This is a genomic window from Prevotella sp. AM42-24, from assembly GCF_003461825.1.
Classification (GTDB): Bacteria; Bacteroidota; Bacteroidia; order Bacteroidales; family Bacteroidaceae; genus Prevotella; species Prevotella hominis.
The window spans coordinates 84,090-111,043 of sequence record NZ_QTXV01000008.1; the positions used below are offsets into that span (position 1 = coordinate 84,090).

Sequence of the window (26,954 nt, forward strand, 5' to 3'; positions counted from 1 at the left end):
TATTAGAAAAGTTTGTTTGGATAAACACCCTCATCTATCAGACTCTGAATCTTCTCAACTACGCTCTGGCGGTCTGCTGAGTATGTTACACCAAACCACTTACTTGTAGTATCCAAAACCTTGACTGTAGAAGTACCTTCATTAATCAGTTTGTTGACCATCAACGGGATAAAGAACTCAGCTTTCTTGTTCTCCATATTCTTAGGATCGCTCAGGAACTCTTTGAAATAAGCCTCACTGTGCTCGAAATAGTCAGGAGTAAAGCCCCATACGTTCATAGAAACTGGAGTATTGTCACCTACAGCTACCCACTGTCCTTCTTCGTCCTTATAAGATACCTTACCATCAATACGCATAATCTCTGTACGCTCTACACAAGTAGTCAGATTCTCATCTGCATCCTTAGAGCAAATACCACGTGCAACAGTACCATTGTCGCTCAAAGTATTGCCTACACGGAAACCTACCATTGCATAGCGATTCTTGCTACCCTCTGGAAGTTCAGAAAGGAACTTGCCGATTACCATAAAGCAATCACGATTATAGAAATCATCACAGTTGATAACACAGAAAGGCTCGTTGATAACATCTTTAGCCATCAATACGGCATGATTGGTACCCCAAGGCTTCTCACGGCCTTCTGGTACAGAAAAGCCTTCAGGAAGTGCATCCAAAGACTGAAAACAGAGTTCTGCAGGAATATGTCCTTCATATTTTGAAAGAATCTTCTCACGGAACTGATCCTCGAAATCCTTGCGGATTACAAAAACAATTTTACCGAAACCAGCCTGGATAGCATCATAAATGCTATAATCCATGATAGTCTCACCGTTAGGACCTAGACCATCAAGCTGTTTCAAACCACCGTAGCGGCTACCCATGCCTGCCGCTAAAAGCAATAGTGTTGGCTTCATATTATTTATTAATTAATAGTTGATAGTTTAATACCGACTGCAAAAGTACTAAAAATTTTGCGAGTGCCACTATTTTTTCTCCTTTTTTTTTGATTTAATCAAATAAAAGTAAAAGTTCTGTCGTTTTATAGCATTCAATGAACAATTTACTATATTCAGAAAAACATTTTACTGTATTCCGAGAAACGCCTACAACATTCTAAATGCGATGTTCAAAAATAATTTTCGACATCTATAGAAACTTTTGTCGATATCTACAGAAACTTATTCTGGTATTTCTAAAATTCCGGCATTCCTAGAAAGGATAGCCCACGGCAAAATGAAAACTATGAGAATCTTTGAATCGGTGAATATTATAAAATCCGTTTTTGCCAGTTTCGTAAGGAAGATGCAATCCAAGTCCCCAATCCAGACGAATCACAAACATTCCCATGTCATATCTGACACCAACACCCGTACCCACAGCCATCTGTTTAAAAAAGTTTCGGGCATAAAATTTTCCATTTTCGCTATACTCCTCTTCATGGATATTCCAGACATTACCCATATCCAGAAATATTGCACCATACAAATCACCCCAAATTCTTGGTCTATATTCCAGATTGGCAACAAACTTAATGTCACCCGTCTGGTCTATATATGAGAACTTACTATTAGTAGGCGCAAATTTGCCCGGTCCGATACTTCTTACATTGAAAGCTCGGATGCTATTGGCTCCTCCTACATAGAACTGCTCATAATAAGGAGCTTTTTCCGTATTTCCATAACTCCAGACTACACCAGCATTCAAATGCCCAACAAGCGTGGATTTTTCGGTCAACTTCCAATATTTTACGAAATCAGTCTCTAACTTAAGAAATTGTGCAAAAGGATTTTTAAACATCTGCTTATCCTTATCATTCCATTTTTTTCCTGCTATCAGATAACCTGTTGCCAAGACATTACCAGCTTCGCTCACCGTAGTTGACCAGGTGATAGGATGACGGTAGTTGAGCGGACTATTATAGGTATAGGTATAGCTCATCTTTGGCACAAACTGATCGCGCATAGATATCTGGAGATACGGATGCTTTGATAGTACGCTATCAAAAGCTGCCGTTCGAGCATTCATGTACTCGTAAGAAAGGACAAGAGGACTGAATGAATGATGATGCTGGGAAGAAGTGGACCAGTTATATGTCAATTCGCCAGACACAACATGACGACGAAAATAACTTGCCCTATTTAGCACATTCATAGAAGTCTTGACGGTAGTTGTCGGAGTTCCATAAAAACGCCGTGGAAAACGCCCCGCCCTGAAGCGTCGCTCGTTCTGAGCCATTGTGCGAAACATATTCCAAGGAGTTATGATTCGTGGGAAAGATAATGAAATATCCGAACCATACTCATAGGAATTTATATGAGTTGATTTAGCACCTTCTTGTTGTATAGTCTGCCATTCATAGGAACCATGCAAGTTGATATCCAGTTTTTCTCCACCTTTAAAGGCATTTCTCTTAGTCAAACCTATCACAAGTTCAGGTCCTACTCGTCCTGTAGTCTTTCCCTTTGCATTCGCCTCGATATAGAAATCATAGGGTTTGTCAAATACCAAGTCGATAGTCGCATCCAATGTATCACACAGGGATACACAGGAATCATTTACCAACACCCTGTCATTAGAAGAAAGACGTGGCGAAAACTGAATACTGGTATAGCTAAACAATCCCATTGCCTGCAGATGATTTTTAGCAGCCTCCTCATTTTCTATCTTATAGAGACGTTTTGGGAAAAGCTTTAAGTCTTTCAAAACAACTCCTGCACGTATCGGCATCTTTCGCCCATTATAGTAAAATTCCAGCTTGCCCCTTACGAAAGAATCTTTCAATTCTTCCATAAAATTTCTTTTAAAATTGAATTTCACATGACCAATGTACCATTTGCGCAAAGCCATAGTATCAATGCTGTCGGCCATAATCAGACGAACTTCTGCCTTACCCGGCGTTCCTAAAGTATCAGCCAGATAAGATGCATATCCATTTTTATAAAAATAATAACCATTATTACGGAACAACCGGGTAATACGCTGACGTTCCTCTTCGAGCCGAGAGACATTAAATGGCGAACCTGTTCGGATAACAGCCAGGTTTCGGGTAGAATCTATCAGTTGCTGACCTTCATTCGGGAATCCAAGATACTTGACAGTATCAAGCGTCCAAAGATGTCCCATATCTACATGATAAGCAACTTTAGCTTTTTTCGGATTGTTGTCAGTAACAACATCGTAAGTAACTTTACCATTAAAATAACCATACTTGTCCAACTGATTTTCTGCAACCTGCGCACGAAGTTGAGGATTTACATTCGACATCAGCTTCGGTTTAGAACCAAAAGCCTTTGTTATCCATTTAGCAACACCTCCTTCTGACTGCGAAAAGGCATTCCATATCCATAATCTTACGGGGAAAGGAGTGCGATAATAACTACTTCCAAAAAGGGCACCATTTGGAGCCGAAGCCAGCACATTCTCCATTTCCAACATTGTAGAATCTGCATAGCCCGATTTTTCGTAATTAGAATATTCAATAGGCTTCAATCCCGTAAAAAGCTGCTGCCCCTCTTTTAATGCACTCGTAGAAGAACATGCCAGCAAAAAAGGTATTGACATTATTAATGTCAACACATATATAATAATGTATAATTTACTCTTTCTCATAATCATTCATTAATCAAAGATAACCAAGAGGTATTTTATTACAGCTTCTCTCTCAACGGATCAAAGAATCGAGGCTTTACAGAAGTACTATCCTCCATTTTTTTTCTCACAATAGTATCTTTTCTGACATTTTCAACTGGAACATCTTGTTTTTCCGTCTTGAAACGGAAAATATCCTTGAAGTGTTGTAACTTTCTGCGCCACATAAAACCAACGCCATATTCACCGACCAGGCCTTCCAACCAATCGTAAGTATTGTTGTTATAAAAAGCACGGATATACTGCGAAGCACCTTCATTAAGTCTATATTGCAGCTCTACATTATTGAAGAACGAATCGTTATTTCCAGCATTCTCCATTTCTGCTCCAGAAGAAACTTTTCCACCTATGGTGAAACTCAAACGATTATTGAAGAAACGTTTGGCAAACTTGAAATTATAGTCTGTATGCAAAGCTCCGGAAGCGTTCGTAGAATTATCCACGCTCATACCAAGATCCAGTCCCAAAGATCGCATGGCAGAACCTGCAATATTATTGATTTCCGAGTTCAAGAAACTACTCAAGGCACTGTTCATAGAGAAATCGCTGGTATTTCCACCAGAAAGATACATACCTGATGCAAGCATCGTAACTGCAATTTTACCTCGTTCCTCAATACTCATTGTATTCAATTCATCCTGCATTGTCATATCATTAGGAGCAGAAATGATAAACTGAATACCAGGCTTACTCAATGTCTGGGTCAACTTCACACCACACACAAAATCCACAGAGCGACCTGTTCCCTGTCCCTCATTAACAGTAGATTTCATATTTTCTGTCGCAGTAATATTAAGAATAGGATTAAAAGGATCACCCGTAAACTCAAGGTAACTGCCATCTTGTATGGTAAAGGTCTTCAATGGAATAATTGGCAATGAGTACTTCATCGCTCCATTATTTAATGTATATTTACCAGTCAACTGAATATTATCGACAGGGTTATATTTCATTTGCAAGTCACCGCCACCCATCAAATCTATATAGTTCGTCTTTTCTTCATTCAGAGCACACAGAATATGAGCAGATTCATCAATAGACATACTGAGCATCATATCAAATCCTTCAATGGCTGGACGCACAATAGTCTCTTCCTTACCACTCTTAAAATCAGTGAACTTCACCAACTCATCCAACTGAGAATCGGTTGACAGTTCTGATTCACGTAAGACATAAGTCATATCTGTATTTCCCAACACATCCAATTTTCCACGCATCTGAAGGCTGGTCAAAGGCCCTTTCATCATTGCAAAGAAATTGACATAAGCTTTACCAAATGCCTCAGAGCGCAAATTCTCCTTAGCATCTATCAAAAGGAAGTTCTGAGCTCTCATACGTAAGTCGAGCATCATTCTGTCCACATTAGAGAAATCCAGATTTCCTTGCAGATTTAGCGGACTCTCATTGTTTGCATACATCATGAAGTTTTCGAAGAGTAACTTGCTATCTACGATACGCACAGGATCATCGTCAAAACGCATAGAAATTCCATACGGTTCACTTATCAGATATGCAGAATCCAGATAAACCTCACCTTCTACATGCGGTTTATTCAGAGCACCCTTTACAGCAAGTTCACCTTCCCCATATCCTTTCAAACCAAGCAACTGGTCTGGAACAAATCCATTGATAAAGTGAAGCGGAATTTTATCAAGCCCTACAGTAGCATCAAGATATCCGGCTCCTTCAGACTGATAGGTACCCTTAACTGTTGCCACATCCTCACCCTCATAAGTCAGAATGCCATCTACATAATGAGAACCATCGCTCTTAGGCATATAGACAAATTCAGACCCAACATCGCCCATCGGACATTTCTCATAGACAAGGTTATCAATCTTCAGATTAGAAGAAACAGAAAGTTCTTCCTTTGTCTGAATAACGTGGAAGTCACCATCCATGATGCCAGAAATATCAGGCATATAAGGAATGACGCTCAGAACCTTATCCAGGTTGAATTTACTCAAACTGACCGTTATATCCTGCAATGCGTCCTCATTTTCATCATTAGAATAGACTCGCACGCCCATACCACCAGAAGCAGTCAACAACAGATTAGCCGATACTCTCTGGTCATCAGAGAGCATCAAGTAATTATCAGCATTAGCCTTAAACTTCTTATAGCCAAGAATCGGATGCGTATCCGTAAGTGAAACTTTGATTCCATTATCCTGCATCAAAGCCGCTAATCCTACATCAAGACCTAATTTATTATTGGCATCATAGAGCTTTGCCTTAATATCAGAACCTTTTTCCTGTAATTCACCATCCACCAAGGCACGGAAAACATATTGTGGATTTTTCTTATTATTTTCAATTCTTGCAGAATAGTGGATGGTGTCACCCTTAGTATGCACAAGAGCACGTATCGTATCCAACTGAACACCTTGGACCACCATAGAATCAACATGAAAAAATCCATTCAATCCCATAACAGGAGAGGCATTCAGATCCATCTCTATAGTTTTAAACTGATATCCACAATATTCGATGAAACGGGAAATAAAATTATTTTTTCCTGAAGAAAGATAAATATGCCCCAAAGGAAAATTCTGGCGAAGACGAATCTGGTCTATCTTGCGATTCTTCATCTGACTGAATAATTCTCGTTGCAATCCATCTATATGTCCAAGCAGTTTTTTATACCCTCCATGAGCATCCATATTAAGATGAAAATCACCACAATCTACAATAGCATGAGTTGTATCCTTACGCGTGAACACATCCAAGAGAACATCTACAGGTCGATAAACTTTATTTGCTGTACGCAAAGTAATATCACCCACAGAAGCTTGAAGATTATAAAAATCTTTCAAATCAGTATTGACATCCATGTAGCCACACAAAGCTGCCTTCATCGGTTTTTCTACCAATTGCAACAGATAAAGGTCTGCCTGTCGGACATCTGCTTTTATTGTAGCCTGCACCTTCTTCGTATTAGTCAGTGCATCCAAACTTACCAACCCTGTAAGAAATTGATTTTTACTATCCACATCAGCATGCACCTTTCCGTGAGCAACATGAGCAATCGCCAGTACATTATTTATCTTATATTTCCCATAATGAACTGAAGATACTTGAGCCTTAGCAGCCAAACGGGTGGAAGGTGACAAGAAATCAGTACCCACTCCTTTGGCTTTTATATTACCACTAAAAGCATACAAATCCTGTTTTGGAAGGAAATGCTTCGCCTGAACATTCTTGGCCTGAATTTTGGCATCGTAAGCCAGACGTCCCAAATCTATTCCACCAGTAGAGTTAGTTTTTGCGATAACAGAAGCATCTATATTCAAGCTACCTCTACCCTCAGTTAAAGCCAACTTGGTAGCATATCGTTGACCATCAACATTTATATTTCCCTTAATTCCAATACCATTAGGAACACATATTTCTTTCATCAAAGAAGGCTCCAACATGGCTGTAATGAAACCTAAGTTGTAGGTACGAGCATTTAAGTTGACATTTGCCTTCAACTTATTCATATCCGTCAAACTGCCCAATGTTCCATGGGCGGAAATATCAAAGGCAGAAGGTAAGACAGCCTTCAACCCATCAAAGGCCAATTGCTGCAAGTTTCCTTTTACCGATCCTTTCAACTTAAGAGGGTAATAAGGCCACATTTTTTTCATTTTTTCAGGCATTGCATCGCCTGCAAAAAGCATCAAATCAGATTTACCCAGACTTCCATCAATCAATGCAGCGAGATGTCCAGGATTACTCTCAGCGAAAGCATCCATATCCATATCCACAGTAGCCTTCAACTGTGATACAGGAGTCTTGAGATAAAAATCCGGCAATGCTAATTTGGTAGAATCCATCACGAATCTACCATTCATTTGCGATATAGACAAGCCGCTCTTTTCCTTAAATTGCGCCTCACGAATTTTGACATCTATTTTGGAATCACAATAATAGAACGAATCCGCCTTCAAATTCATCCCAGATAAAGCCAGATGATTGAAGTCTATACCAGAAACGGGCTTTTCGAAATTATTGTCATAAGAGACCCATCCGTTTTCCCAATCCAACTTCTTAACCTGATATAATCCTTTGAAAAGATCAAGATACGTTTCTTGAGCTAACGCATTTCCAAAATAAGCACTTACCTGAAGAGTATCCCCAGGCATATGCAACGTAAGATTAGTGTTTTTTAATTTCAGCTTTTGTAGATTGATTTTCCAAAAGTTTTCACTTGGGGCAGTATCTGCAGGTACAGTATCACTTAGTTCAACAGCCAATTTAGCGTCAGCGAGCAATGCATTCTCTACTAAAACATGCTCATTGGCTAAATCAATACCATGTGCCTGGACACTGAGTTTTCCGACATTTCCTTTGATACGCGCCTCGTGAATAAAATTGGCAGTATTCACTTTCATTCCATCGAAATCCAACTGATCAACCATCACTTGACTATGGAAAATAGGCATCAGTTGAACATCAACTATCATTTTTCTAATGTCAGCAATAGTATCTTTTTTTCCACGCAATGAAAGATTTGTGCTATTTTTAAGAGAGTCTATAGGTTGCAGAACCTGCACACCTTCCACGCCAAGCCGTAAAGGGAATACCAGTTTTACGTGATCCACAGTAACATCCATGCCCGTAGATTCAGAAGCATACGCTGCCACATGCCTTACTGCCCAATTCTGAACGGGTGGCAAATAAAGCATAACAGCAAGTATCATGATGAGGAGTATCGGAGAAAAGAGAATGAAAACACTCCATTTGATATACTTCTTCATAGGCATAAAGGTTTAGATGACTAAAACACTTCTAAATTGGTGCTATCGCTCGCCATAGATTATCATCCGGCAACGGAGCTTCAATTGATATCAACTCCTTAGATACAGGATGTAGGAATTCAACATGATGAGATAAAAGACAAATACTTCCATCAGGATTGCTACGTGGGGAACCATATTTCAAATCTCCCTTGATAGGACACCCCATTTTAGCAAGTTGACATCTTATCTGATGATGACGGCCAGTCATAAGGTTCACTTCCAATAATGTATAATTGTCTGTACGACCAATTACTTTGTATTTTAGAATTGCTTTCTTGGAATTTTTCACCTCATGATCATAAGCATAACTTTTATTCTGCTTTTCATTTCTAACAATCCAATGAGTCAAAGTCGCCTCTGACTCCTTAGGCGTATTCTTTGTTATTGCCCAATAAGTCTTATGCACATCTCCATCACGGAACATATTATTCAAACGCGAAAGAGCTTTAGACGTTTTGGCAAAAACTACAAGCCCAGCAACAGGGCGATCAAGGCGATGTACCACACCCAGGAAAACATTTCCCGGTTTGTGGTACTTGTCCTTAATATATTTTTTCACAGTCTCCGAGAGAGGCTCATCACCGGTTTTATCACCTTGAACGATTTCACCACTTCTCTTGGAGACTATTATAATATGGTTGTCTTCGTAAACTACCTGCATTATTTTTTAATAAAGGATAGATTACATATTCATACCACCATCGATCTGGATAACCTGACCACTTACGTAGCTAGACATATCAGAAGCGAGGAAAAGGCAAACGTTAGCGATATCCTCAGTCTGACCACCGCGACGCAAAGGAATCTTCTTCATCCAATCCTTACGGATATCCTCTGGCAACTGTGCAGTCATAGCAGTCTCAATGAAACCCGGAGCAACGGCATTAGCACGTACGCCCTTAGGACCCAACTCCTGAGCAATAGACTTAGCAAGCGCAATCATACCAGCTTTAGAAGCAGCATAGTTACACTGACCAGCATTACCATGTACACCTACAACAGATGCCATATTAATGATAGAACCACCACGCTGGCGAAGCATAATAGGAGAACAAGCATGAATGAAATTGAAAGCAGACTTCAAGTTAACATTCAAAACTGCATCCCACTGAGCCTCACTCATACGAAGCATCAAACCATCCTTTGTAATACCTGCGTTATTTACGAGGACATCAATAGAGCCAAAGTCTTCATGAATCTGCTTAACGGTCTTCTGTGTCTCCTCAAAATCAGCAGCATTACCTGCATAAGCACGGCAAGTTACTCCAAGAGCTTCAATTTCTTTACGGGTAGCCTCCAAACCTGCTGCCATTTCGTCATTGAGTACAAGATCTGTAAAGGCGATATTAGCACCCTCAGAAGCAAATTTCATAGCGACAGCTTTACCTATGCCGCGTGCAGCACCTGTTACAAGGGCTGTCTTACCTGTTAATAATCCCATTTTGTAAATATTTTAATTGAATTAGTACTTCTTTATCTATTCAGATAATATCAGATAATAAAAAATTCTCGAAATAATTAAAGTTTCAGACCGGATTTTCCTAAAGCACCATATACAACTTTGGCAACCAAAGGCCTACTAGACTCAACATTCAATCCATGTCCCAATCTGCCATAAATAAATGGAACTTCCAATCCTTTAATACAATAATGCGTAATATCCGCCACTAAGTCAACATTATCTATGTCGAATTCTCCTTCTTCCTTGCCTTCGGCATAAACACGTCTGAGAAGTTCTATTTCATCTTCATCAAAGTTTTTTCTTGCCTTTTCCACCATCCATATATTACGGAAGAATTCAGCTCTCAAGTTTCCATTACGCACTACAGTTTCCTTAATCATACTTAAATGCGTATAAATCAACTCAATAATCTTATCCTGTGGTCGGATTTTACTTGTAGCAACCTCATCCAGTTTATCAGAAAGGCGCTCCAATTCAGACTCTATCACAGCATAATACACATCTTCCTTTCTACTGAAATATGTATAAAGAGTGCGACGTCCTTTACCAGAAGCCACAGCAATATCATTCATGGTAGTATTAGCAATACCATTCTTAGCGAATAGTTGTCTAGCGACATCTACCAATTTCTGTCTCGTTTTGGATATTGACATGATCAGATACCTCCATATTGATTTTAGTTGCACAATAATTTATCAATGTGCAAAAGTAGTAGTTTTATTCGACATAAACAAAAAATAAGTGTTAAATCTTTGCACATGGATAAAATTATTAGGCAATTAAGGAAACAAGAGAGATATAAAACAAAAAAATGGTAAGAAGAAAAACTTCTTACCATCATTTAGTTGCGGCGGCAGGACTAAACCTTCTAACCGCCCAAACTACTAAGATAAGTTGTTAATACCAAGACCAAATTAATATTAATTGTACCTGTTCCTTATTATAGAAGAGTTATTTTACTAACTTTCGTTCGTATTTAGTCTCTATTTTCCTTACTTTCTAACAATTTTATATAATTTTCTAACGTACAGATGCGCTTGTCCTTCTCCAAGATTAACTCTTTTAGATACTGGGATTCAAGCGAAGCATTACCAATAGCGACCGTGGACATTACATTATTTGAGCCCACAACTGCTCCCGTCCCACTCGAAGCCCAAGATGGTGCGGTAAAGAGATCATCCATAGAGCACTTCAATACATCACGCAGACGCTCAAGAGTATCACTACGGAGATTCTTTGCTTTCTCCAGATGGTAGAGGTCGGTGGATTTACTACCGAACATTTGCTTTTCAAACTCTTTTTTAGTTAATCCAGCATTTGCTATTAACTGTCTGAGTATCTGACCATTAAACATAATTATACCATTTAATTAATAATATTTAACTAACTATCATTAGTAATTTTACTTATTATCGTTAGTCTTTTCTAATTTTTATTAGTAACTTTGCAACAAAGTTAATAATAATATTTCAATTATGGAAGAAAAAAAGCAAAAAAATGATGAGAAAAATTCATTGCTCGACTGGTACAATGAAATTCCACGCAAAAAGAGAAGCAAGTTTATACTTGCCCTCCAACTGAAGTTCGGTATGTCTGCATCTGGCATCTATGACAAAATTAAAAAAGATAACTGGTTGCCATACCAAAAAGATATTGTCGATGAAATTATCAACGAAGGAGCATGGGAAAAATTGTAATAAGATGCAATCATAAGCAACTTGAAGCCATCAACAAAGACTTCGAGGATGCAAATGTCAATGCGGAGGTTTGCTATGGAATTTTCCACAAAGGCACGACTAATGTCGAAATTTCATATGATGATGCAGAGGTTGGCATCGTCGAGGGTATTGTCAAATATAGAATGAAGAACAATGAAAAAGAAGATTAAAATGAAATCTATCGAGGATGCCATCACAGAAAAGTTCCCCGATGTTATCATACACGAAGTCAGAATTAGTGCCAAGTTTGGTATTCGCATACTTGGCACTATTCCTGCCCAAGACGAATATGATAAAGATCATATCGTAGAATGGACTGGGGACGGAAGAGCCTCAGAGTGCTACATCGATAGCAGAGACTACAGGGAAATTGCTTGGAACGAGGAGGAGCAAAGACCAGAATATATCAAAGCCAAGCTTCTCATCCACAACGATAGATTTAACGTACAGGTAGATGCCTCCAAGTAAATGTCTAAGTTGCCCAATAGGGGTGAACTGTATCAATGGAAGATACTGTCCCCTATTTCGCAGATATGTAGAGCATAAATCTGAACCACTTGGATGCACCCCAAAAAAAATTAGCGATTATGAAAGCAATAATAACGTTAGAAACAGGCTATAAGGTTATCTGTGATATCCTTACCCCCCCACACCGTAAAGAGCGTGAGACGCAGGCCGAGTACGAAAGACGTTTTGTCTCGGAACTCAACCTGTCCCAACCAAATGCTGTCAACAAAGTCATAAAGTGTCATATTCTAAGGCATTAAGTCTATCGACAGTAAGTATTTTGTTTTGAGCTTGCTTTGCAATAACTTTGCAAGCGAATTTTAATAAGGGAAAAGAAATATGATCAAAGCAGAACAAATTTATCAAGCGACAAATGACGGCCTGGACATTATCTTCGCACTATATCCAGATGCTAAAAATTGCTTCGCTAAATACTGTATCAATGGCAATGTCAAAAAACACTTTGCTATAAGAAACGAAAAGACCCCTTCCTGCAGCATCAAAAAATACGATGCCTGCTGGAAGGTGACGGACTTTGGAGGCGAAGGTGTAGCAGAATCACCTATCGACCTCTATATGAAAGAGAAAAACATCAGTCGCTTTCCTGACGCTATTCTACGATTGGCTGCAGAGTTCAACGTCAGCGACGAGTTGAAGAAGGATGTCAACAAGCCAACCTTCGCTGAGCGAGATGCCACCATAGAGGAGAAAGACGGCACTCGCATATTTGAGCTCAAGGAGAAGTTTACCGACAACGAGCTGAGTGTACTTGGTCCAAACGTCAAACAGGAGCACGTCGATGCGCTCAACTGGCACTCTGCCAAATGGATTGGCTACGTAAAAGACCGCAAGGTTAAAATCAAGTACAGTAATGAGCACTATCCGATATTCATGCGTGAGTGCCTTGTATCTCCGGCTTCAGGCGATAAACCGGAAGTCAAGTTCTTTAAGATATACGAGCCTCTTAACTATCAAAAGCAATGGCGATTCTCTTATACACCTGAAGGCATAAAACCAAAATCATACATCAATGGGCTTGCCGAGCTGAAAGCAGCTTACCACGAATTTAACAGACGTGAGGAGGCCGAATACAACAAGACCAACACCGATGAGTCCAAGCCTTACAAGGAAAAGAAGTTACCTGAAGCTTTCATCTGCAGTGGAGAGCGTGACAGTCTCTGTTGCCGATCCTTGGGCTACCACCCTCTATGGTTCAACTCCGAGACTTACAAGTTGAGTGAAGAAGAATACAAAGAAATCATGAAATATGTCGAGGTACTCTACAATATACCAGACATTGACGAGACGGGCATTGCTAAGGGTACAGAGTTAGCTCTGCGCTTCATCGATGTTCATACAATATGGCTGCCTTCATGGCTTCGTACTTACCATGACAACCGTGGTAAGGGGCGCAAAGACCTACGAGACTGGATGGAGTTGCGCAATACACGCAAAGACTTCCGCAATCTTATGACACTTGCCATGCCAGCTCGCTTCTGGGTGAGCAAGCTCAACAAAAAGGCCAACACCTGGGACCATTACATTGACACTGCGTGCCTCTATAATTTTCTTCGCCTCAATGGTTTTTACACCTTACATGACGACAACTCCACAATTACTAAGTATGTCCGCATCACAGGCAACATCGTCAAGCTCATAACAACAAGAGACATCCGAGAGTTCTGCCGTCAATGGGTCATCGATAGAGCTGAAAAGCGAGATATCCTCAACCTGGTTCTGAATACCCCGAAGCTCTCCAGCGCTGCGCTCGACTCACTGCAAGAGATTACGTTAGACTTCACCAGCTACACCAACCACTCACAACTATTCTTCTTTCCTCGAGTCAGCGTAGAGGTCAGCAAGGATGGCTTGACGGAGTATCAGCGTGAAGGCAGTTCGTTGAAAAACTACGTGTGGCAAGAGAATGTCATCGATCACAACTTCAAAAAGTTAGACGACATGTTCGCTATCTCTCGCACCATAGATGAGGATGGAAGACCGAAGTTTGACATTGAGATCAAAAGCGTGAAATCCCATTTCTTCGGATACCTCATCAACGCCTCACGCACCTATTGGCGCAAGGAGCTGGAGTATGCTTTCGAGGACAAAAGTATTGATGAAAAGGAGGCTTACCATAAGGCTCACCTCTTCGATATAGCAGGCGTTGGTCTCGCCGACACTGAGATCCAGGAGCAAAAACAGAATCTGATAAACAAGATTTTCACATTCGGCTATATGCTCCATCACTACAAGGCACCATCAAGAGCATGGGCGCCAATGGCCATGGATAATAAAATCGGCGAGAATAACGAGTGCAATGGTCGTTCCGGCAAGAGTTTCTTCTTCAAGACCCTCTCCTTGCTGATGAAGACTGTTAAACTTTCCGGGCGCAACCCGAAGCTGATGGACAACCCTCATGTCTTCGACCAGGTTACCCAGCACACTCAAATGCTGTTGCTTGATGACTGCGACCGATATCTCAACACAGGTCTCTTTTACGACAACATTACTTCAGATATGACAGTAAACCCAAAGAATAACCAAAGCTTCACGATTCCTTTTGAGGATAGTCCGAAGATTGCTTTCACCACTAATTATGTGCCTGCAGACTTCGACCCATCCTCAGAAGCAAGATTGCTCTATATGGTATTCTCAGACTATTACCACCAGCGCACAGAAGAAAACGACTACCAGGAGACACGTAGCATCCGTGATGACTTCGACGAGGATCTGTTCTCAAAGACATACACCGAGGATGAATGGAATGCGGACATCAATTTTTTCCTGCAGTGCTGCCGTTTTTACCTCTCCTTGGCCAATGAACCCATCAAGATCATGCCACCGATGGATAACATCATCAAGCGTAAGTTCAAGGCAGACATGGGCGTTAACTTCGAAGATTGGGCTGCCACTTACTTCTCAGAGGAGAGCGAGCGACTCGACAAATTCATCGTGAGAGAGCGTGCTTTCAACGACTTCAAGCAATTCTCAGGCATCAACAAGGCGACAACTCAGAGCTTCACCAAGAAGCTGAAGGCGTTCGTTGAGTTGTGTCCTTACATCAAAGAGCTGAACCCAGAGGATCTCTGCAACAGCCAGCATCGCATCATCAGACGCGATCCGGCCAATCCAGATGGCAGCCCTGTTGAGATGATTTATCTCAGAAGCAAAAAGAGTGATGTTAAAAAAGAGGATACTCAAGCAAACCAAGGTGATATACAACCCACCATTCCTTTCAACATGACAGACGCAGGTGGATGTACTGACCCTTTCTGACCATCTATAAATAAAAGAATAGATAGCCCCAAGTTATAGTGCAAAGGTACAAAAAATATCTGAATTATGCAAATATTTTGAGCAAAATTTTCAAGCAAATTTTGCTGATTTTATAATTCTTTTCCCATGTTACGAGGGAGCGGTGAGCATTGGCCCATCGCTCCCTTTTTCTTTGGCCAAGACCTCCTCACCAGTCGTTCTGACCGTCTCCCCTACTCTATTTTCACGCCCATGCCGTCGTTTTCCCCACACCCCTTTCTTTTATTTTATACAAATCCTTTGTAACTCTGTAACAGAATGTTAGCAAAAAAGATAAATAACTGATAGATAGGGAGTTAAGCCACATTTGCGGTGTTTACAAAGTTGCGTTACAACTACTTTACAAAAATTTTCAAGTTTGTAACAAGCCCATTCTAATACTGGTTATTAACTCCGCGATTTGTCTATGTAACAAAATCGAAAGTGTTACATTTTCTGTATCACAAAATTGTATCATACAAAATACACTGATTATCAGCTACTTACAAAGCCAAGTTTGCATGATACAAAAATACAAACTTTTCGGACGAAATTATATCACACCAACTTTACTGATAAAAGTTAGTTTTTACTGATTATCTTTAGTATTCTCAAAAATTCTTCGTATCTTTGCCGCAAAAAACGCATATATATATGAATCCAGTCGTTTATATTAAAATTCCCACTCACATCAGGCAATGGGCATATCATGCCTATGGCACCCCTGTCATCTTTCCTGTCGGTGGCAATGAGGTAGCGGTGATCCGCAAGTTCACCACTAAACCTCCATCGGCAAAACTCTCACTTGTTGAACAGGAGAGTCAAACAGAGCAGGAGGCTGCAGACTCCACAAAGCTTCATCAGAGTGCTTCTCATATATTTAAGGATAAGGAGTTCGAGGAGAGCCGTTGGCTCACTCATCCTGATGAATATCTCGCTATCATGCTCCCTGACTCCAAGGCTAAACCTGTGCGAGAGTACTGTTATCTCGGTCCTCGAGCAAGACGTGCCATCAAGGAGGTCATCATCGACCTCTTCAAGATGGATCTCTGGGCATCGCTTAAGGATATTGCTGACCGATCATGCCGCATATCTTCCATCATTTCTGCATGGTGCGAGCAGCATGGTATTGGTATCGATTATGAGGATACTGTGCGTCAATGCTTCTACAGAATGCGTGATCAACACGCAAAAAAAGGCGTTATTTTAAATTCTACAACAAGATTTAGTAAATGTTAGCATAAAATTTTCCGTCGCTGCGAACAACTCCGAACAAAACCGAAATATCCAAACAAACCCGAACAAGTCCGAACAACTTAGAAATATTTCAAAGCTTATGGCATACATCAAAAACATCATCAAAATAGAGGCGGCTGAGGCAGAGAAACTCAAGAGTGTGATCTTCCCAGCACGTCATCTTTGCATTCTTCCACAGGATGTCGAGTTTAGACAGATTCAGTGCAAAAATCCGTCAAGTTGTGAAATCTCCGACAAAGTAGAGTCTAAGGTTCGTATTTTCACGTCGAAACTCACCTTCAAGTCGTGTGAGCAAATTAATTCTGACGACATACCACTCGCATACAGGGTGACAACCGCCGATGGGTGCCGATACCTCATCGGGCGCGACCATCGCCCGTTTCCTGTCCTCACTCGCTCCGAGCTTATGCCGAGCTCGCACACCGACAGTTCACTCATCGCCTATACCGTTACATGGTCTGATGTGATAAAACCGCTCCAAATCATCGAATAAAAGTTTTTTTATTCTTCCCTCATATTATATAACTTTGCAGTGTTCTTATTCGCAAAGCTATATGAAATATCAAATATCAATCACTGGCTACATTGGGTCGTGGACTAAGAGAATGGTCCACGACATTCTCAATGACAACAAAGGCAAGCATGTAGATGTCTCCATCGACTCGCTTGGTGGAGAAGTTTCCGCCGGTCTCGCCATCTGCCAGATGTTCAAGTCACATGGTGATGTCACCGTTGACTTCCAGGCTGGCTTCTCTGCATCCGCTGCAACCATCTGTGCGATGGGTGCCAACAAGATCCGCATGAGCAAATACACTTTACTCCTCGTCCACAAATGCTCCACAGAGCAGTTCGTATGGTCTGCGCTCAACGAGGAAGAGATTGGATCTCTCATCGAGCAGCTTCAGAAACAGCAGGAAAACCAGCAGAAAATAGACAACATTATCGCCAACGTTTACTGCGACCGCTCCGGCAAAAATCATGAAGACATCATCAAGGTGATGTCTGAAGCTCGCTGGCACACCGTTGATGAGTGCATCGAGCTTGGTTTTGTCGATGAAGTCATGGATGGCAAGCCTGCCGAGATTACCGAGCAGACACAAGACTTTATCAAGTACAACAACCTTCCAGTATTGCCAGAGGTTGTCAATTCATGGTACGAGAAGAAGCCAGGCTTCCTTGACCGTCTGTTTGGAAAAGACAAACAACATAACATTATTTTAAATATGATCAAGAATTGGACTCACATTAACAATGTCCTCAACATTGAGGGTATTGAGGCAGAAGATTCCGCAAAGGACTGCACCATCTCCAAGGAGCAGATGCAGAAGATTGAGGACAAGATGGCTGCCGATGCCAACTCCATCCATGACAAGGACGAGGCACTCACCAAAGCCAAGAATGAAAAGACGGCTTTGGAAGGCAAGGTCAAGGAACTCGAAAAGGAGAGAGACGACCTGAAGGATAAAGTGAAGGATCTGGAGGATCAGCCAGGTGGTAGTACTTCTACAGCTGTAGAGGACACCAAGGCACAGGACTACTTCTCAGGTCAAGTGTTTGACGCTATTAATCAATTTGCATAACATGGCAGAAGAAAACAAGTTCATTGCCCCTGCAAATGTTCATGAACAGTTGCAGAAGACTGCTGCAACATACCGCAAGCAGTTGATTACCATGCCTACCAAGGGATTGAAGAAATCACTCTCATACATGACACTTCGCCCAGGCATTCGTGTTTCAGAGACAGTCGGAGAGTTGACTGGTAACGCTGAGTTCGGTCCATATGATGAGAACCGTACTGCCGATAGCGGTGCAAAGATCACGCCTCGCACCTTGGAAGTGTTCCTTGGTAACGTCGACGTGAAATTCTCACCTAACTCGGTATATTCCACCATTTGGGGTGCCAACGCCATGAGTGGTGATGCTCTCAAAAACGTACCTATCACCCTGCAGGTTCTCCAACTTCTCGCATTGAAACTTGGTAAGAACCTTGATAAAGTGCTTTGGAATGCCGTGCGCAATCCCGCCGGTAATGGTTCGAAAGACCTTTTCAATGGTTTTGATACAATCGGAGCCAAAGAATTGACAGCAGGCACACTGTCAAGTGATCTCGGCAACCTCATCAAGGTTTCAGACATCTTGGGTAGCGGTCAGGTCCTCAATGACGACAATGCAGTTGACTTCGCACAAGCTATCTGTGAATCTGCTGACGAGGAGTTGATGGCAGAAGATAATCTGCTGCTCTTCGTTCCTCAGAGTTTCGTTAACATGTACAACCGTGCATTCCTGAAGAAGTTCGGATCTGTTCCATACAACAACGGTTACAACCACAATTCCATCGTGGGATTCGAGAATGTACATTTTGCTCCACTGAGCAATAAGAAGAATGCTCCATTCTTCCAGCTCACAACTCGCAGCAATATGCTCGTGGGTGTCAACGAGGCTAACAACAACGATGCAGAGAAAATCAGTGTGGAGAAATATCACCCATGGAAACTCGACTTCATCGCCACCAAGTTCTTCGGCACTCAGTACGAGAGCATCAACAAAGAGCGCATCATGTTCATCACTGATGATGGCCAGAAGCCTATCATCCAAAAGAGCGCTACAGCCGAAGATACAAGTCTTAACGACGAGCAGGATCCTGTCGATGACACAAACCCAGCCGATGGCACAGGTGCTGAGAGCAAGGAGTAAACTTTCACCTTATTATATATAGGAGATTAAATTATGGTTTGCACAACAAAAGATTTATATAAATCAGTCCGCAAATGTCCAGGAGTACGCATTACTCCTGGCATTCGCCCTAAGTTCTTGGCTATTCTCAAGTCAAAGATTCTCACATGGCCAAAGCTTCCTGATGACATAGAGGATAAAGCTACAGACATGACCGCACTTGCCACATACAAGGGCAACTTCGCTTTGGAAGCCGATGCTAAGTGGCATGTGGTTGACCTGGTCTCCCTCAAGTCAAGCATTACCACCGAGACACAGGGAGAGGCTCCTTCAGCCACATTCCTCAACAAGGCTGAGTATATCATCGGTGGCATGGATGCCGACATCACAGGCTTCGGCCGCATGGTTATCAACGATGAGATGATTTACGCTCAACAGATGCCTAATGGTCGTTTCCGTATCTTGGGTTGCGAGATGTTCGCACCTAAGTCCACATTTGCTCAGAATAGTGGTGCGGGTGCTACAGACTCCGTCACCTCTACACTCAGCGTTGAAGCCACAGACGTTAGTCCGGCACCTTTCTATGAGGGCAAGCTGGAGACCGACGAGGGTGACATCAGTGGTCTTGATGGCTCCGTATGGACTGAGGTTTCACAGTAGACGCTATTTTACTCATAATATCAAAAATGTTTCAGCAGCTTAGGTGGCTCTCGCTTCGTGCCTGAGCCACCTTTTATTATTTTCGCATATATGGATCATCAATTCACCAAACAAATACAAGCATGGCTCAATGCCAAGCATGAGAGCGATGCAGACGTCATTAAGGGGGCAAACATGCTCTTCCGTCTCAACAGAGACCGCTTCTATCATGCCCGTGCCACCAGACAGCCACAGGCATACCGTTCCAACATCGAGTATGAACTGGGCAAGTTCCTCAAAATTCGTCTCGACAAAATGACCATCGATGAGGTCAAGCAGATGGATAGTCTCGTCATTCCAGAGGCACAAGCCATCATAGACGAGGGTGCACCAGTGGCTACGACCGAAGAAACGACCGGTACGACCGCCAAAACGACCGATTCCAGCGAGGAAGAGTCCAACAACGATGATGCAGAGCTGCCGTCCTCCGAAGAAGATGGTGTCGCGGTCATCCGCAAAGGCAAGCGCAAGGATCACGATTTCCTGCCCGAAGAAGTTGCAGCTCTCTGGGATATTAACACCAAGCGATACAAGGAGATAAAATCTACCTTCGAGACACTCAAGTCTATGGAAGATAAAGAGCCGTGCGACCGATACGAGTATCTCAAGATACTCTCCGACCTTGACAAGAAGTATCGTGCCGACATGCTCGCCTACGACTCATACGTGGTCACACGTGCCGACCGTGACCGTGTTGCTAAAGCCCGCCTCGCTGAGAATGGCAACCAAGGCTAAGGTAGCAGACCTACTGAAACCCATCGGCGAAGTCCAGACGCAAGCCTATTTCGGGCGACACATCCACACCCTCGGTCTCATCAAGTGGATTCTCTCACAGACAGGCTCTGCAGAAGTGTGGGTGTCATCCTATTCTACCTCCGAGGAGTTCCTCCGTGGGTTCCGCCTGATGCGGCAGTCTGATAGCATCCGTTCGGCAAAGATGCTGCTCGATGTCAAGGCGAGCAAGAAGACCGTGCAGCTTTGGCGCATGATGCAGGCTTGCTTCGACGAGGTATATCTGGGCGAAAATCACTCCAAGGTAATCCTCTTCAGAGCCGCCGATTGCGTGGTGTCGGTCGTTACCTCACAAAATCAGACCTATGGCAGCCGTGATGAATCGACCATCGTCACTACAGAGCCACAAGTCTTCTATGATCTGCTCCATGGTTACCTGGAGCACTGTACTAACAAAAGTTTGAAAATCAATGGAAATTACACAGGAATTGATGAAAAACGTGCAAGACTTGGCAGAGACTTTAACTCCGATATCGGAGATGTCCGTCCTTTTGGATATTAACGAGGACGATCTGCGTGAGGAGATCCTGAAGCCTTCGTCTAAGCTTCACCGTGCCTACTACCTGGGAATGGCGACTGTGAAGCAGCAGCATCGCAAGAATGAGCTTGACCTCGCTGCAGCCGGTTCGCCGCAAGCCGTGCAGCGCACACATGAATACCTGAACCAAATGTTAGAGGAGATTAGAGTATGAGAGAACCAGCCAACATCGATGCCATCATCGAACTCATGGATCGCACACCCGAAGAGATGGATGCGCAAAATGTACTCGCCCCTGTGCGTGACCGCATTTTACGCATCCGTGCCCTCTATTCCTGGTGGCTCGTCAATCCCCGCAAGACAGACCAGGAATTGGTCTTCAAGGATATGCAAGACTATCGTGTGCAGCGCATGATGGCATACAATGATCTGCACCTCATCAAGCTCATACTGGGCAATCTCCAGCGGGTATCCAAGGACTTTGCCCGTTTCCGCTTCGACCAGATGATACAGCGCACCTACGATAAAGCTGAGTCCATGGGCGATGCCCGTGCCATGGCTGCTGCAGCTGCTGCCTACGGTAAATATCATCTCCTGGATAAGGAAGATCCTGTGGATAATGGCTACGACCAGATTCAGCCTCAGGTCTTCATACCTACTACCGATCCTCGTCACTTGGGTCTCAAGCGCATTCCTAACGTGATGACCACCATCAAGAAGCTCATCAAGAAATACACCGACAACTCCATGGATCTTGTCAAAATCGAAGCTGAAGACTATGATGAGCAACTCTTGGAATATACACCAACAGAAGAAATCAAGGAGGATGCTCAATGATCGATCAATATCTAAACCCAGCACAGATGGAGGTCAACTTCATCAACGCTCGAGACAACGTGGTAGTGGGCGGTCGAGGCATAGGCAAGAGTGTACTCCACTCCATGTTCAACCTGCGCAACATGCAGCGCATGCCTGGCAGCAATGGTGGCTTTGTCTCCGCCAACGCAAAGCGATGTCTCACCAATACCATACCGTCCATGCTTCAGCACTGGGAGCGATGGGGCTTCCATCGGGGCAAGCATTATCTCATCGGGGTCAAGCCACCTAAGAAATTGGGATGGCCTGACCCGGTCATTCCTCCTTCCAACTGGGAGAACACCATCTCGTTTTATAATGGAAGTATAGGCACCATTATCTCGCAAGACCGCAAGGGCACGTCTAACTCCCTCTCGCTTGACTACCTCGACATCGACGAGGCGAAGTTCATCGACTTCGAGCAGCTGAAGGATGAGACCTTCCCTGCCAACCGTGGTAATGTCAACCTCTTTGGTCAGCATTACTACCACCATGGCATGCTTGTCACCTCCGATATGCCGGTCACTAAGAAAGGTTCCTGGTTCCTCAACTACAAGAAGGATTGTGATCCTCACCTCGTGGAAGCCATCTCCTCGCTCGTGGTCGAAGAGTTTGACATCCGCAACCGCATCAAGACATCGGGGCACGTCAGTCTATATGCCAAGCGTCGCCTGAAGGAGATAGGCTTGCTACTGGCACAGTTGCGTTCCAAGACACTCTTCTACAAGGAGTATTCCTCTGTCTATAATGTAGAGGTGCTCGGCATGGAGTTCATCAAGCAGATGAAGCGAGACTTGCCTGCACTCACCTTTCAGACTTCCATCATGTGCAAGCGGCCATCCATCTCGCTCGATGGCTTCTACTCCAACCTGCGTGATGTCAACTTATACACGGCTCCCAACCTCGACTTCCTCGATGGCCTGGAGTATGACATCGATAAGCTACAGCATGTGGATGCACGCATGGATGCAGACGTTGATCCTGACCGTCCGCTGTGCATCGCGTTCGATGCCAATGCGCTCATCAACTGGATGTGCGTGGGACAAGACAACCTGCGCGGCGAGGCTCGTTGCCTGAAGAGTTTCTTCGTGAAGTATGAGAATAAGCTGCCTGCCCTGCTCGATAAGTTCATGGAGTATTACCAGTACCAACGATGCAAGGAGGTTAACTTCTACTACGACTCTACCTTCGTGGGCAACAACTACGCCCTGATGAATGACGACTTCCATACCTTCATCGCCAACTATCTCACAGACCATGGCTGGTATGTCAACGAGGTCTATCTGGGCAACCCGATGGGACACCTGGAGAAGATGCTGCTCATCAACCGTATGTTCGTGGGCAAGGCTGAGCACCGTGCCATGATCAACAGCGAGAACAATGAAGATCTGCTCATATCCATCCGACTTGCTGGTGTGTATAATGGCAAGAAGGATAAGCGAGGAGAGAAACTGGCAGAGACAGAGGAGGACAAGCTGGAGGCTCGCACCGATGGCTCCGATGCCTTCGACACACTCATGATTGGCATAGAGAAATTCCCGCAGTCCGATGGCTATATCTCCACTGGCTCCATGCTCTGATATTATTTTTTTTCATACGATTATAGATAGGTGGTTAGCATTCTCGCTTGACCGCCGTTTGGGGGAGTTCGCAGCGATGCGGACTCCCCTTTTTATGTTTAGCACTCTTACAAACTTCTTAATACTTGTTTACATATTCCGTCTTTTCAAAGGGTCGGGAAGCGGGCTCGGGCGCAGGGCGGTGGGGGGTCGTTTCCGACGCAAAGGGGAATTTCTTCCCCTTTGAAACCCCAAAACCACGATAAAACCGAGGTTTCCCAATCCATGGGTGTGGAAAACCTGTCGTAAAACGACACATTTTGCATCCTCTAAACCGAGGTCGAGAGGTGCAAAATGTCGTGATTTCATCGCTCTAAGGTCTGTTTTCCATGCAGAATGCCTGAAAAACACGGTTTTCTTGATACGCAAATTTTCTTTTTACCCATTTCTATACAGATGTTAAAATTTGCGCTGTTCAAACGTCACAGAGGCTTAACACCAAGGTAAGGCAAAGCCTTTTCTTTGTCCGCTTTATCCGCTCCGAGAGCAGCCCTTTATAGGTAGCCCATCAGACTTTATCCCTTTTTCCTCAGCAAATTTACGGCGGACGGTACCTACCAAGTACTGGTTCCCGATTTCTGCGAAAACTTCCTGGCAGCCTTCCACAATCACAGATTGGGTATTCCTGTAACTTTTAGCCGAAATTCCTTGGTCTTCATACCTCTTCTCCGCTCGTCTCATTGCACCGTAAAAAGTGACAAAAAAGCCTGACGGGCAGAATAAAAAAAACTCTCAGACGGGCAGACAAAGACGAGTTCAAGTAAAAAGCTCCTTTAGCCCTCTGGGTAGAATAAAAATTTTAAAGCGTATGAAGACTTTCAACTATTACGAGTACAACTCCAAGCGTTTCGACCGCTCAGCCAAGGCAGAGCAAGTAAGAAACTTCATCTTCGCCTTCAAGGATGGCAAGAAGTGGGCGACAGACTATGCAGCCGACATGGTGGCTAAGTCATTCTCTCAGACCTATGGCGACAAAGCCGGCAACTTCGTGCTTGTTTGTGCTCCAGCCGCCAACTCAAAGAAATACACCAAGCGTTTCTCTCATTTCGCCTCCAAGGTGAGCCAAGAGGCTAAGGTACAGAACGGTAACGACCATCTTTTCATCTATGGCGAGCGCACAGCCAAGCACAACAGCGCAAACCATGTTTCTGAAAGTTTCGGCTACAGGGTGGCACTCGATAGAGAGTACTTCAAGGGCAAGAAGGTCATCATCTTCGACGATGTGATAACAAGCGGAGCGACCGCCCAAGAGTTTGCAAGCCAACTCGCTGAATGTGGCGCCGAGGTCATGGGTGCCATGTTCCTCGCAAGAACCAAAAGAATGTATAACTAATAAAGAAATATAATGATGATACGACAAAATTATAACGACCTTTGCATGGAGGAAAGACCTCAATACAGAGCCTACAACTACGGCATGGACACCCTCAGCAACGTGGAACTTCTCTCGCTTGTAATGAACAGAGGGGCAGGAACAAAAGAGAGCCTACAGCAGGCACGACAGATTTATAATATCATGGGCGAGAGCCTACGTAATATCAAGCGTGCGAGAATTGAGGAACTCGAAGTGGTGCAGGGTGTAGGCGACTGCAAGGCGATAGCCATACAAGCCGCCATCGAACTCGGAAGACGCTACCAAATGGAAAAGGTGGCTCGGCAGACCGACCTCGGCAGTAGCTTGGCACTCTATAACTTTCTTCTCCCTCAGATGGAGGACAACGAGAAAGAACGTTTCTTCGTGGTGCTGATGAATCAGAACTTCAGGCTGATAAAGTGCATCAAACTCAGCGAGGGAGGACTGACGGAAACAGCGGTCGATGTACGATTGATAATGAAAGAAGCGGTGCTCAACAATGCCACCATCTTAGCCGTGGCGCATAACCACCCGTCCAACAATGCCACGCCAAGCAAAGCTGATGAAGAAGTAACTTTGAAGATACACAAGGCTTGCCAAATCATGCGCCTTTTCTTCATGGACCACATCATCATCACAGAGGATGGCTTCTATAGCTTCCACGACAAAGGCAAGCTATAATATATAATAAGGTACAGGGAAGACATTTCTGTCTTCCCTGTTTTCGCAAATTTTTCGCCTGACGGCGAAAGTAGTCTGGCAAGAGCCTAAAAGTGGTCAAACATTACCCATTTTTATGTTCAAATGTTAAATTTTAGTTAATATAGCGAAAAAGCTACCTAAACATTTGGTAGTTTGTAGCTTTTTAGCTACCTTCGCAGTGTCATTCAGACAAAGAGTTCTTTAACATGTTTAATTACAACAATGAAACACAATCAATTGTACAATGAGTTGACTAAAGCGGGATGCTTTATCACTCGACATGGTGCCGAGCACGATGAATGGTTCAATCCCAAGAATGGGATGAAAATCAGAATTCCAAGACATGGTAGCCATGAGGTTAAGACAGGGTTGCTTAGACGCATTAAAAAGACGTTGCTCGGACAATAAGTCCGGGCAACTGCCCTTAACCTTGCAATTGATTACTTTCTGTAATGGATGTGTGGAGAACTCTTTTTATATGGATTTTAAACAAATAAGATATATGGCAAAGAATGTAATGCTGATTTTAGAATATGGTGATGGCGGATATTCTTGTTACAATGATAAGCCATTGGGTAATTATGCAGTAATTGATGGCGATGGGGCTACCGCTGAGGAGGCAAAGGCTGATTTCATGAAAGCTTTGCAGGAGTGCAGGGATGATGATCCTGATAACAAGGACTTGCAAGACTTGACTTTTACATATAAGTACGACGTGCAAGCCTTCTTCAAGGAATTTTCGTTCCTCAACGCCACGGAGATTGCCAGACGTGCAGGCATCAACCCATCGCTCATGCGCCAGTATGTAAGTGGAGTCAAGACCGCTGGAGAGAAGACATACCAGCGACTCAATGCTTGCATGAACAATATTAAAGCGGATTTACAAGCAACCGTCTTCTGATGGTTGTGTTTTCATAAAGTAATTAAATGAACTCTTGAGCCCCTGGTGCGAGATGCATCGGGGGCTTTTTCATTCCCTTTTCATTCCTCACCCCCATGTTTTTATGCTCTAAAACATAAAAAAGTCATTTTCTTTAAAATTTCTCGCTTTTTTTTTGGCGGTTCCAAATATTCTTCTTACCTTTGCCACCGCTAACAAAGATGATAGTAGT

26 protein-coding genes are annotated in these 26,954 nt (G+C 43.2%); 18 read left to right on the forward strand and 8 right to left on the reverse strand.

What is annotated here, in order from left to right; genetic code table 11:
* Positions 1-2: 2 nt before the first annotated feature.
* From DW917_RS04635 to DW917_RS04665, 7 genes are all read right to left on the reverse strand, one after another.
* The gene (locus DW917_RS04635; protein ID WP_022109941.1) at positions 3-914 is read right to left on the reverse strand and encodes a nucleotidyltransferase; all 912 of its coding nucleotides are present in this window, start codon (positions 912-914) and stop codon (positions 3-5) included.
* A 295-nt stretch (positions 915-1,209) separates the two neighbouring features.
* Positions 1,210-3,561 carry a BamA/TamA family outer membrane protein gene (locus DW917_RS04640; protein WP_233524632.1) on the reverse strand — a complete coding sequence of 784 codons (2,352 nt, stop codon included), beginning with the start codon at positions 3,559-3,561 and terminating at the stop codon, positions 1,210-1,212.
* 86 nt (positions 3,562-3,647) lie between these two features.
* On the reverse strand, positions 3,648-8,390 hold the full coding sequence (locus tag DW917_RS04645; protein WP_118116921.1) for a translocation/assembly module TamB domain-containing protein: 4,743 nt from the start codon (positions 8,388-8,390) through the stop codon (positions 3,648-3,650).
* A 31-nt stretch (positions 8,391-8,421) separates the two neighbouring features.
* Positions 8,422-9,093, reverse strand: coding sequence for an RluA family pseudouridine synthase (locus DW917_RS04650; RefSeq protein ID WP_022109938.1), 672 nt, complete (start codon positions 9,091-9,093; stop codon positions 8,422-8,424).
* A gap of 21 nt (positions 9,094-9,114) precedes the next feature.
* A complete protein-coding gene (gene fabG / locus DW917_RS04655) occupies positions 9,115-9,873 on the reverse strand; it encodes a 3-oxoacyl-[acyl-carrier-protein] reductase (protein WP_118116896.1) in 759 nt (252 codons plus the stop codon).
* Between the two features lie 77 nt (positions 9,874-9,950).
* Positions 9,951-10,547: a TetR/AcrR family transcriptional regulator gene (locus DW917_RS04660; protein ID WP_022109936.1), complete on the reverse strand. Its 597-nt coding sequence runs from the start codon at positions 10,545-10,547 to the stop codon at positions 9,951-9,953.
* Positions 10,548-10,870: 323 nt separating this feature from the next.
* Positions 10,871-11,248: a helix-turn-helix transcriptional regulator gene (locus DW917_RS04665; protein ID WP_118116897.1), complete on the reverse strand. Its 378-nt coding sequence runs from the start codon at positions 11,246-11,248 to the stop codon at positions 10,871-10,873.
* A 121-nt stretch (positions 11,249-11,369) separates the two neighbouring features.
* On the opposite strand from DW917_RS04665, the gene DW917_RS04670 reads away from it, so the two are divergent.
* Genes DW917_RS04670 through DW917_RS04680 form a run of 3 tightly spaced genes read left to right on the forward strand, consistent with a single transcriptional unit; the run spans position 11,370 to position 12,080 of the window.
* Entirely contained in the window at positions 11,370-11,591 is a 222-nt protein-coding gene (locus DW917_RS04670; RefSeq protein ID WP_118116898.1) for a hypothetical protein, read from the forward strand.
* A complete protein-coding gene (locus DW917_RS04675) occupies positions 11,576-11,782 on the forward strand; it encodes a hypothetical protein (RefSeq protein ID WP_118116899.1) in 207 nt (68 codons plus the stop codon). The genes DW917_RS04670 and DW917_RS04675 overlap by 16 nt, the downstream gene beginning before the upstream one ends.
* Positions 11,766-12,080, forward strand: a complete 315-nt coding sequence (locus DW917_RS04680) for a hypothetical protein (protein WP_118116900.1) — start codon at positions 11,766-11,768, stop codon at positions 12,078-12,080. The genes DW917_RS04675 and DW917_RS04680 overlap by 17 nt, the downstream gene beginning before the upstream one ends.
* 137 nt (positions 12,081-12,217) lie before the next feature.
* On the opposite strand, the gene DW917_RS17175 is transcribed toward DW917_RS04680, so the two are convergent.
* On the reverse strand, positions 12,218-12,364 hold the full coding sequence (locus tag DW917_RS17175; RefSeq protein WP_158570069.1) for a hypothetical protein: 147 nt from the start codon (positions 12,362-12,364) through the stop codon (positions 12,218-12,220).
* A gap of 94 nt (positions 12,365-12,458) precedes the next feature.
* On the opposite strand from DW917_RS17175, the gene DW917_RS04685 reads away from it, so the two are divergent.
* The 15 genes from DW917_RS04685 to DW917_RS04760 all read left to right on the forward strand — a co-directional run bounded on the left by DW917_RS04685 (position 12,459) and on the right by DW917_RS04760 (position 26,743).
* Positions 12,459-15,395: a hypothetical protein gene (locus DW917_RS04685; protein WP_199545487.1), complete on the forward strand. Its 2,937-nt coding sequence runs from the start codon at positions 12,459-12,461 to the stop codon at positions 15,393-15,395.
* A 672-nt stretch (positions 15,396-16,067) separates the two neighbouring features.
* Entirely contained in the window at positions 16,068-16,652 is a 585-nt protein-coding gene (locus DW917_RS04690) for a hypothetical protein (protein ID WP_118116901.1), read from the forward strand.
* A gap of 97 nt (positions 16,653-16,749) precedes the next feature.
* Positions 16,750-17,163, forward strand: coding sequence for a hypothetical protein (locus DW917_RS04695; RefSeq protein WP_118116902.1), 414 nt, complete (start codon positions 16,750-16,752; stop codon positions 17,161-17,163).
* Positions 17,164-17,224: 61 nt separating this feature from the next.
* A complete protein-coding gene (locus DW917_RS04700; protein WP_118116903.1) occupies positions 17,225-18,250 on the forward strand; it encodes an ATP-dependent Clp protease proteolytic subunit in 1,026 nt (341 codons plus the stop codon).
* 1 nt (position 18,251) lies between these two features.
* Positions 18,252-19,364, forward strand: a complete 1,113-nt coding sequence (locus DW917_RS04705) for a hypothetical protein (RefSeq protein WP_118116904.1) — start codon at positions 18,252-18,254, stop codon at positions 19,362-19,364.
* A gap of 33 nt (positions 19,365-19,397) precedes the next feature.
* Positions 19,398-20,003: a hypothetical protein gene (locus DW917_RS04710; protein ID WP_118116905.1), complete on the forward strand. Its 606-nt coding sequence runs from the start codon at positions 19,398-19,400 to the stop codon at positions 20,001-20,003.
* Between the two features lie 90 nt (positions 20,004-20,093).
* A complete protein-coding gene (locus DW917_RS04715) occupies positions 20,094-20,777 on the forward strand; it encodes a hypothetical protein (protein ID WP_118116906.1) in 684 nt (227 codons plus the stop codon).
* Positions 20,761-21,336 carry a C4-dicarboxylate ABC transporter gene (locus DW917_RS04720; RefSeq protein WP_118116907.1) on the forward strand — a complete coding sequence of 192 codons (576 nt, stop codon included), beginning with the start codon at positions 20,761-20,763 and terminating at the stop codon, positions 21,334-21,336. The genes DW917_RS04715 and DW917_RS04720 overlap by 17 nt, the downstream gene beginning before the upstream one ends.
* Entirely contained in the window at positions 21,314-21,526 is a 213-nt protein-coding gene (locus DW917_RS04725; protein ID WP_147344116.1) for a hypothetical protein, read from the forward strand. Before DW917_RS04720 ends, DW917_RS04725 begins: the two co-directional genes overlap by 23 nt.
* Positions 21,523-22,149, forward strand: coding sequence for a hypothetical protein (locus DW917_RS04730; protein WP_118116909.1), 627 nt, complete (start codon positions 21,523-21,525; stop codon positions 22,147-22,149). Before DW917_RS04725 ends, DW917_RS04730 begins: the two co-directional genes overlap by 4 nt.
* Entirely contained in the window at positions 22,146-23,747 is a 1,602-nt protein-coding gene (locus DW917_RS04735) for a hypothetical protein (protein WP_118116910.1), read from the forward strand. The genes DW917_RS04730 and DW917_RS04735 overlap by 4 nt, the downstream gene beginning before the upstream one ends.
* Before the next feature lie 847 nt (positions 23,748-24,594).
* The gene (locus tag DW917_RS04745) at positions 24,595-25,119 is read left to right on the forward strand and encodes a phosphoribosyltransferase (protein ID WP_118116912.1); all 525 of its coding nucleotides are present in this window, start codon (positions 24,595-24,597) and stop codon (positions 25,117-25,119) included.
* Between the two features lie 12 nt (positions 25,120-25,131).
* Entirely contained in the window at positions 25,132-25,821 is a 690-nt protein-coding gene (radC, locus tag DW917_RS04750; RefSeq protein ID WP_233524634.1) for a DNA repair protein RadC, read from the forward strand.
* A gap of 243 nt (positions 25,822-26,064) precedes the next feature.
* The gene (locus DW917_RS04755) at positions 26,065-26,250 is read left to right on the forward strand and encodes a type II toxin-antitoxin system HicA family toxin (protein WP_118081782.1); all 186 of its coding nucleotides are present in this window, start codon (positions 26,065-26,067) and stop codon (positions 26,248-26,250) included.
* Between the two features lie 94 nt (positions 26,251-26,344).
* Positions 26,345-26,743, forward strand: a complete 399-nt coding sequence (locus DW917_RS04760; RefSeq protein ID WP_118116914.1) for a pilus assembly protein HicB — start codon at positions 26,345-26,347, stop codon at positions 26,741-26,743.
* The last annotated feature ends 211 nt before the right edge of the window (positions 26,744-26,954 follow it).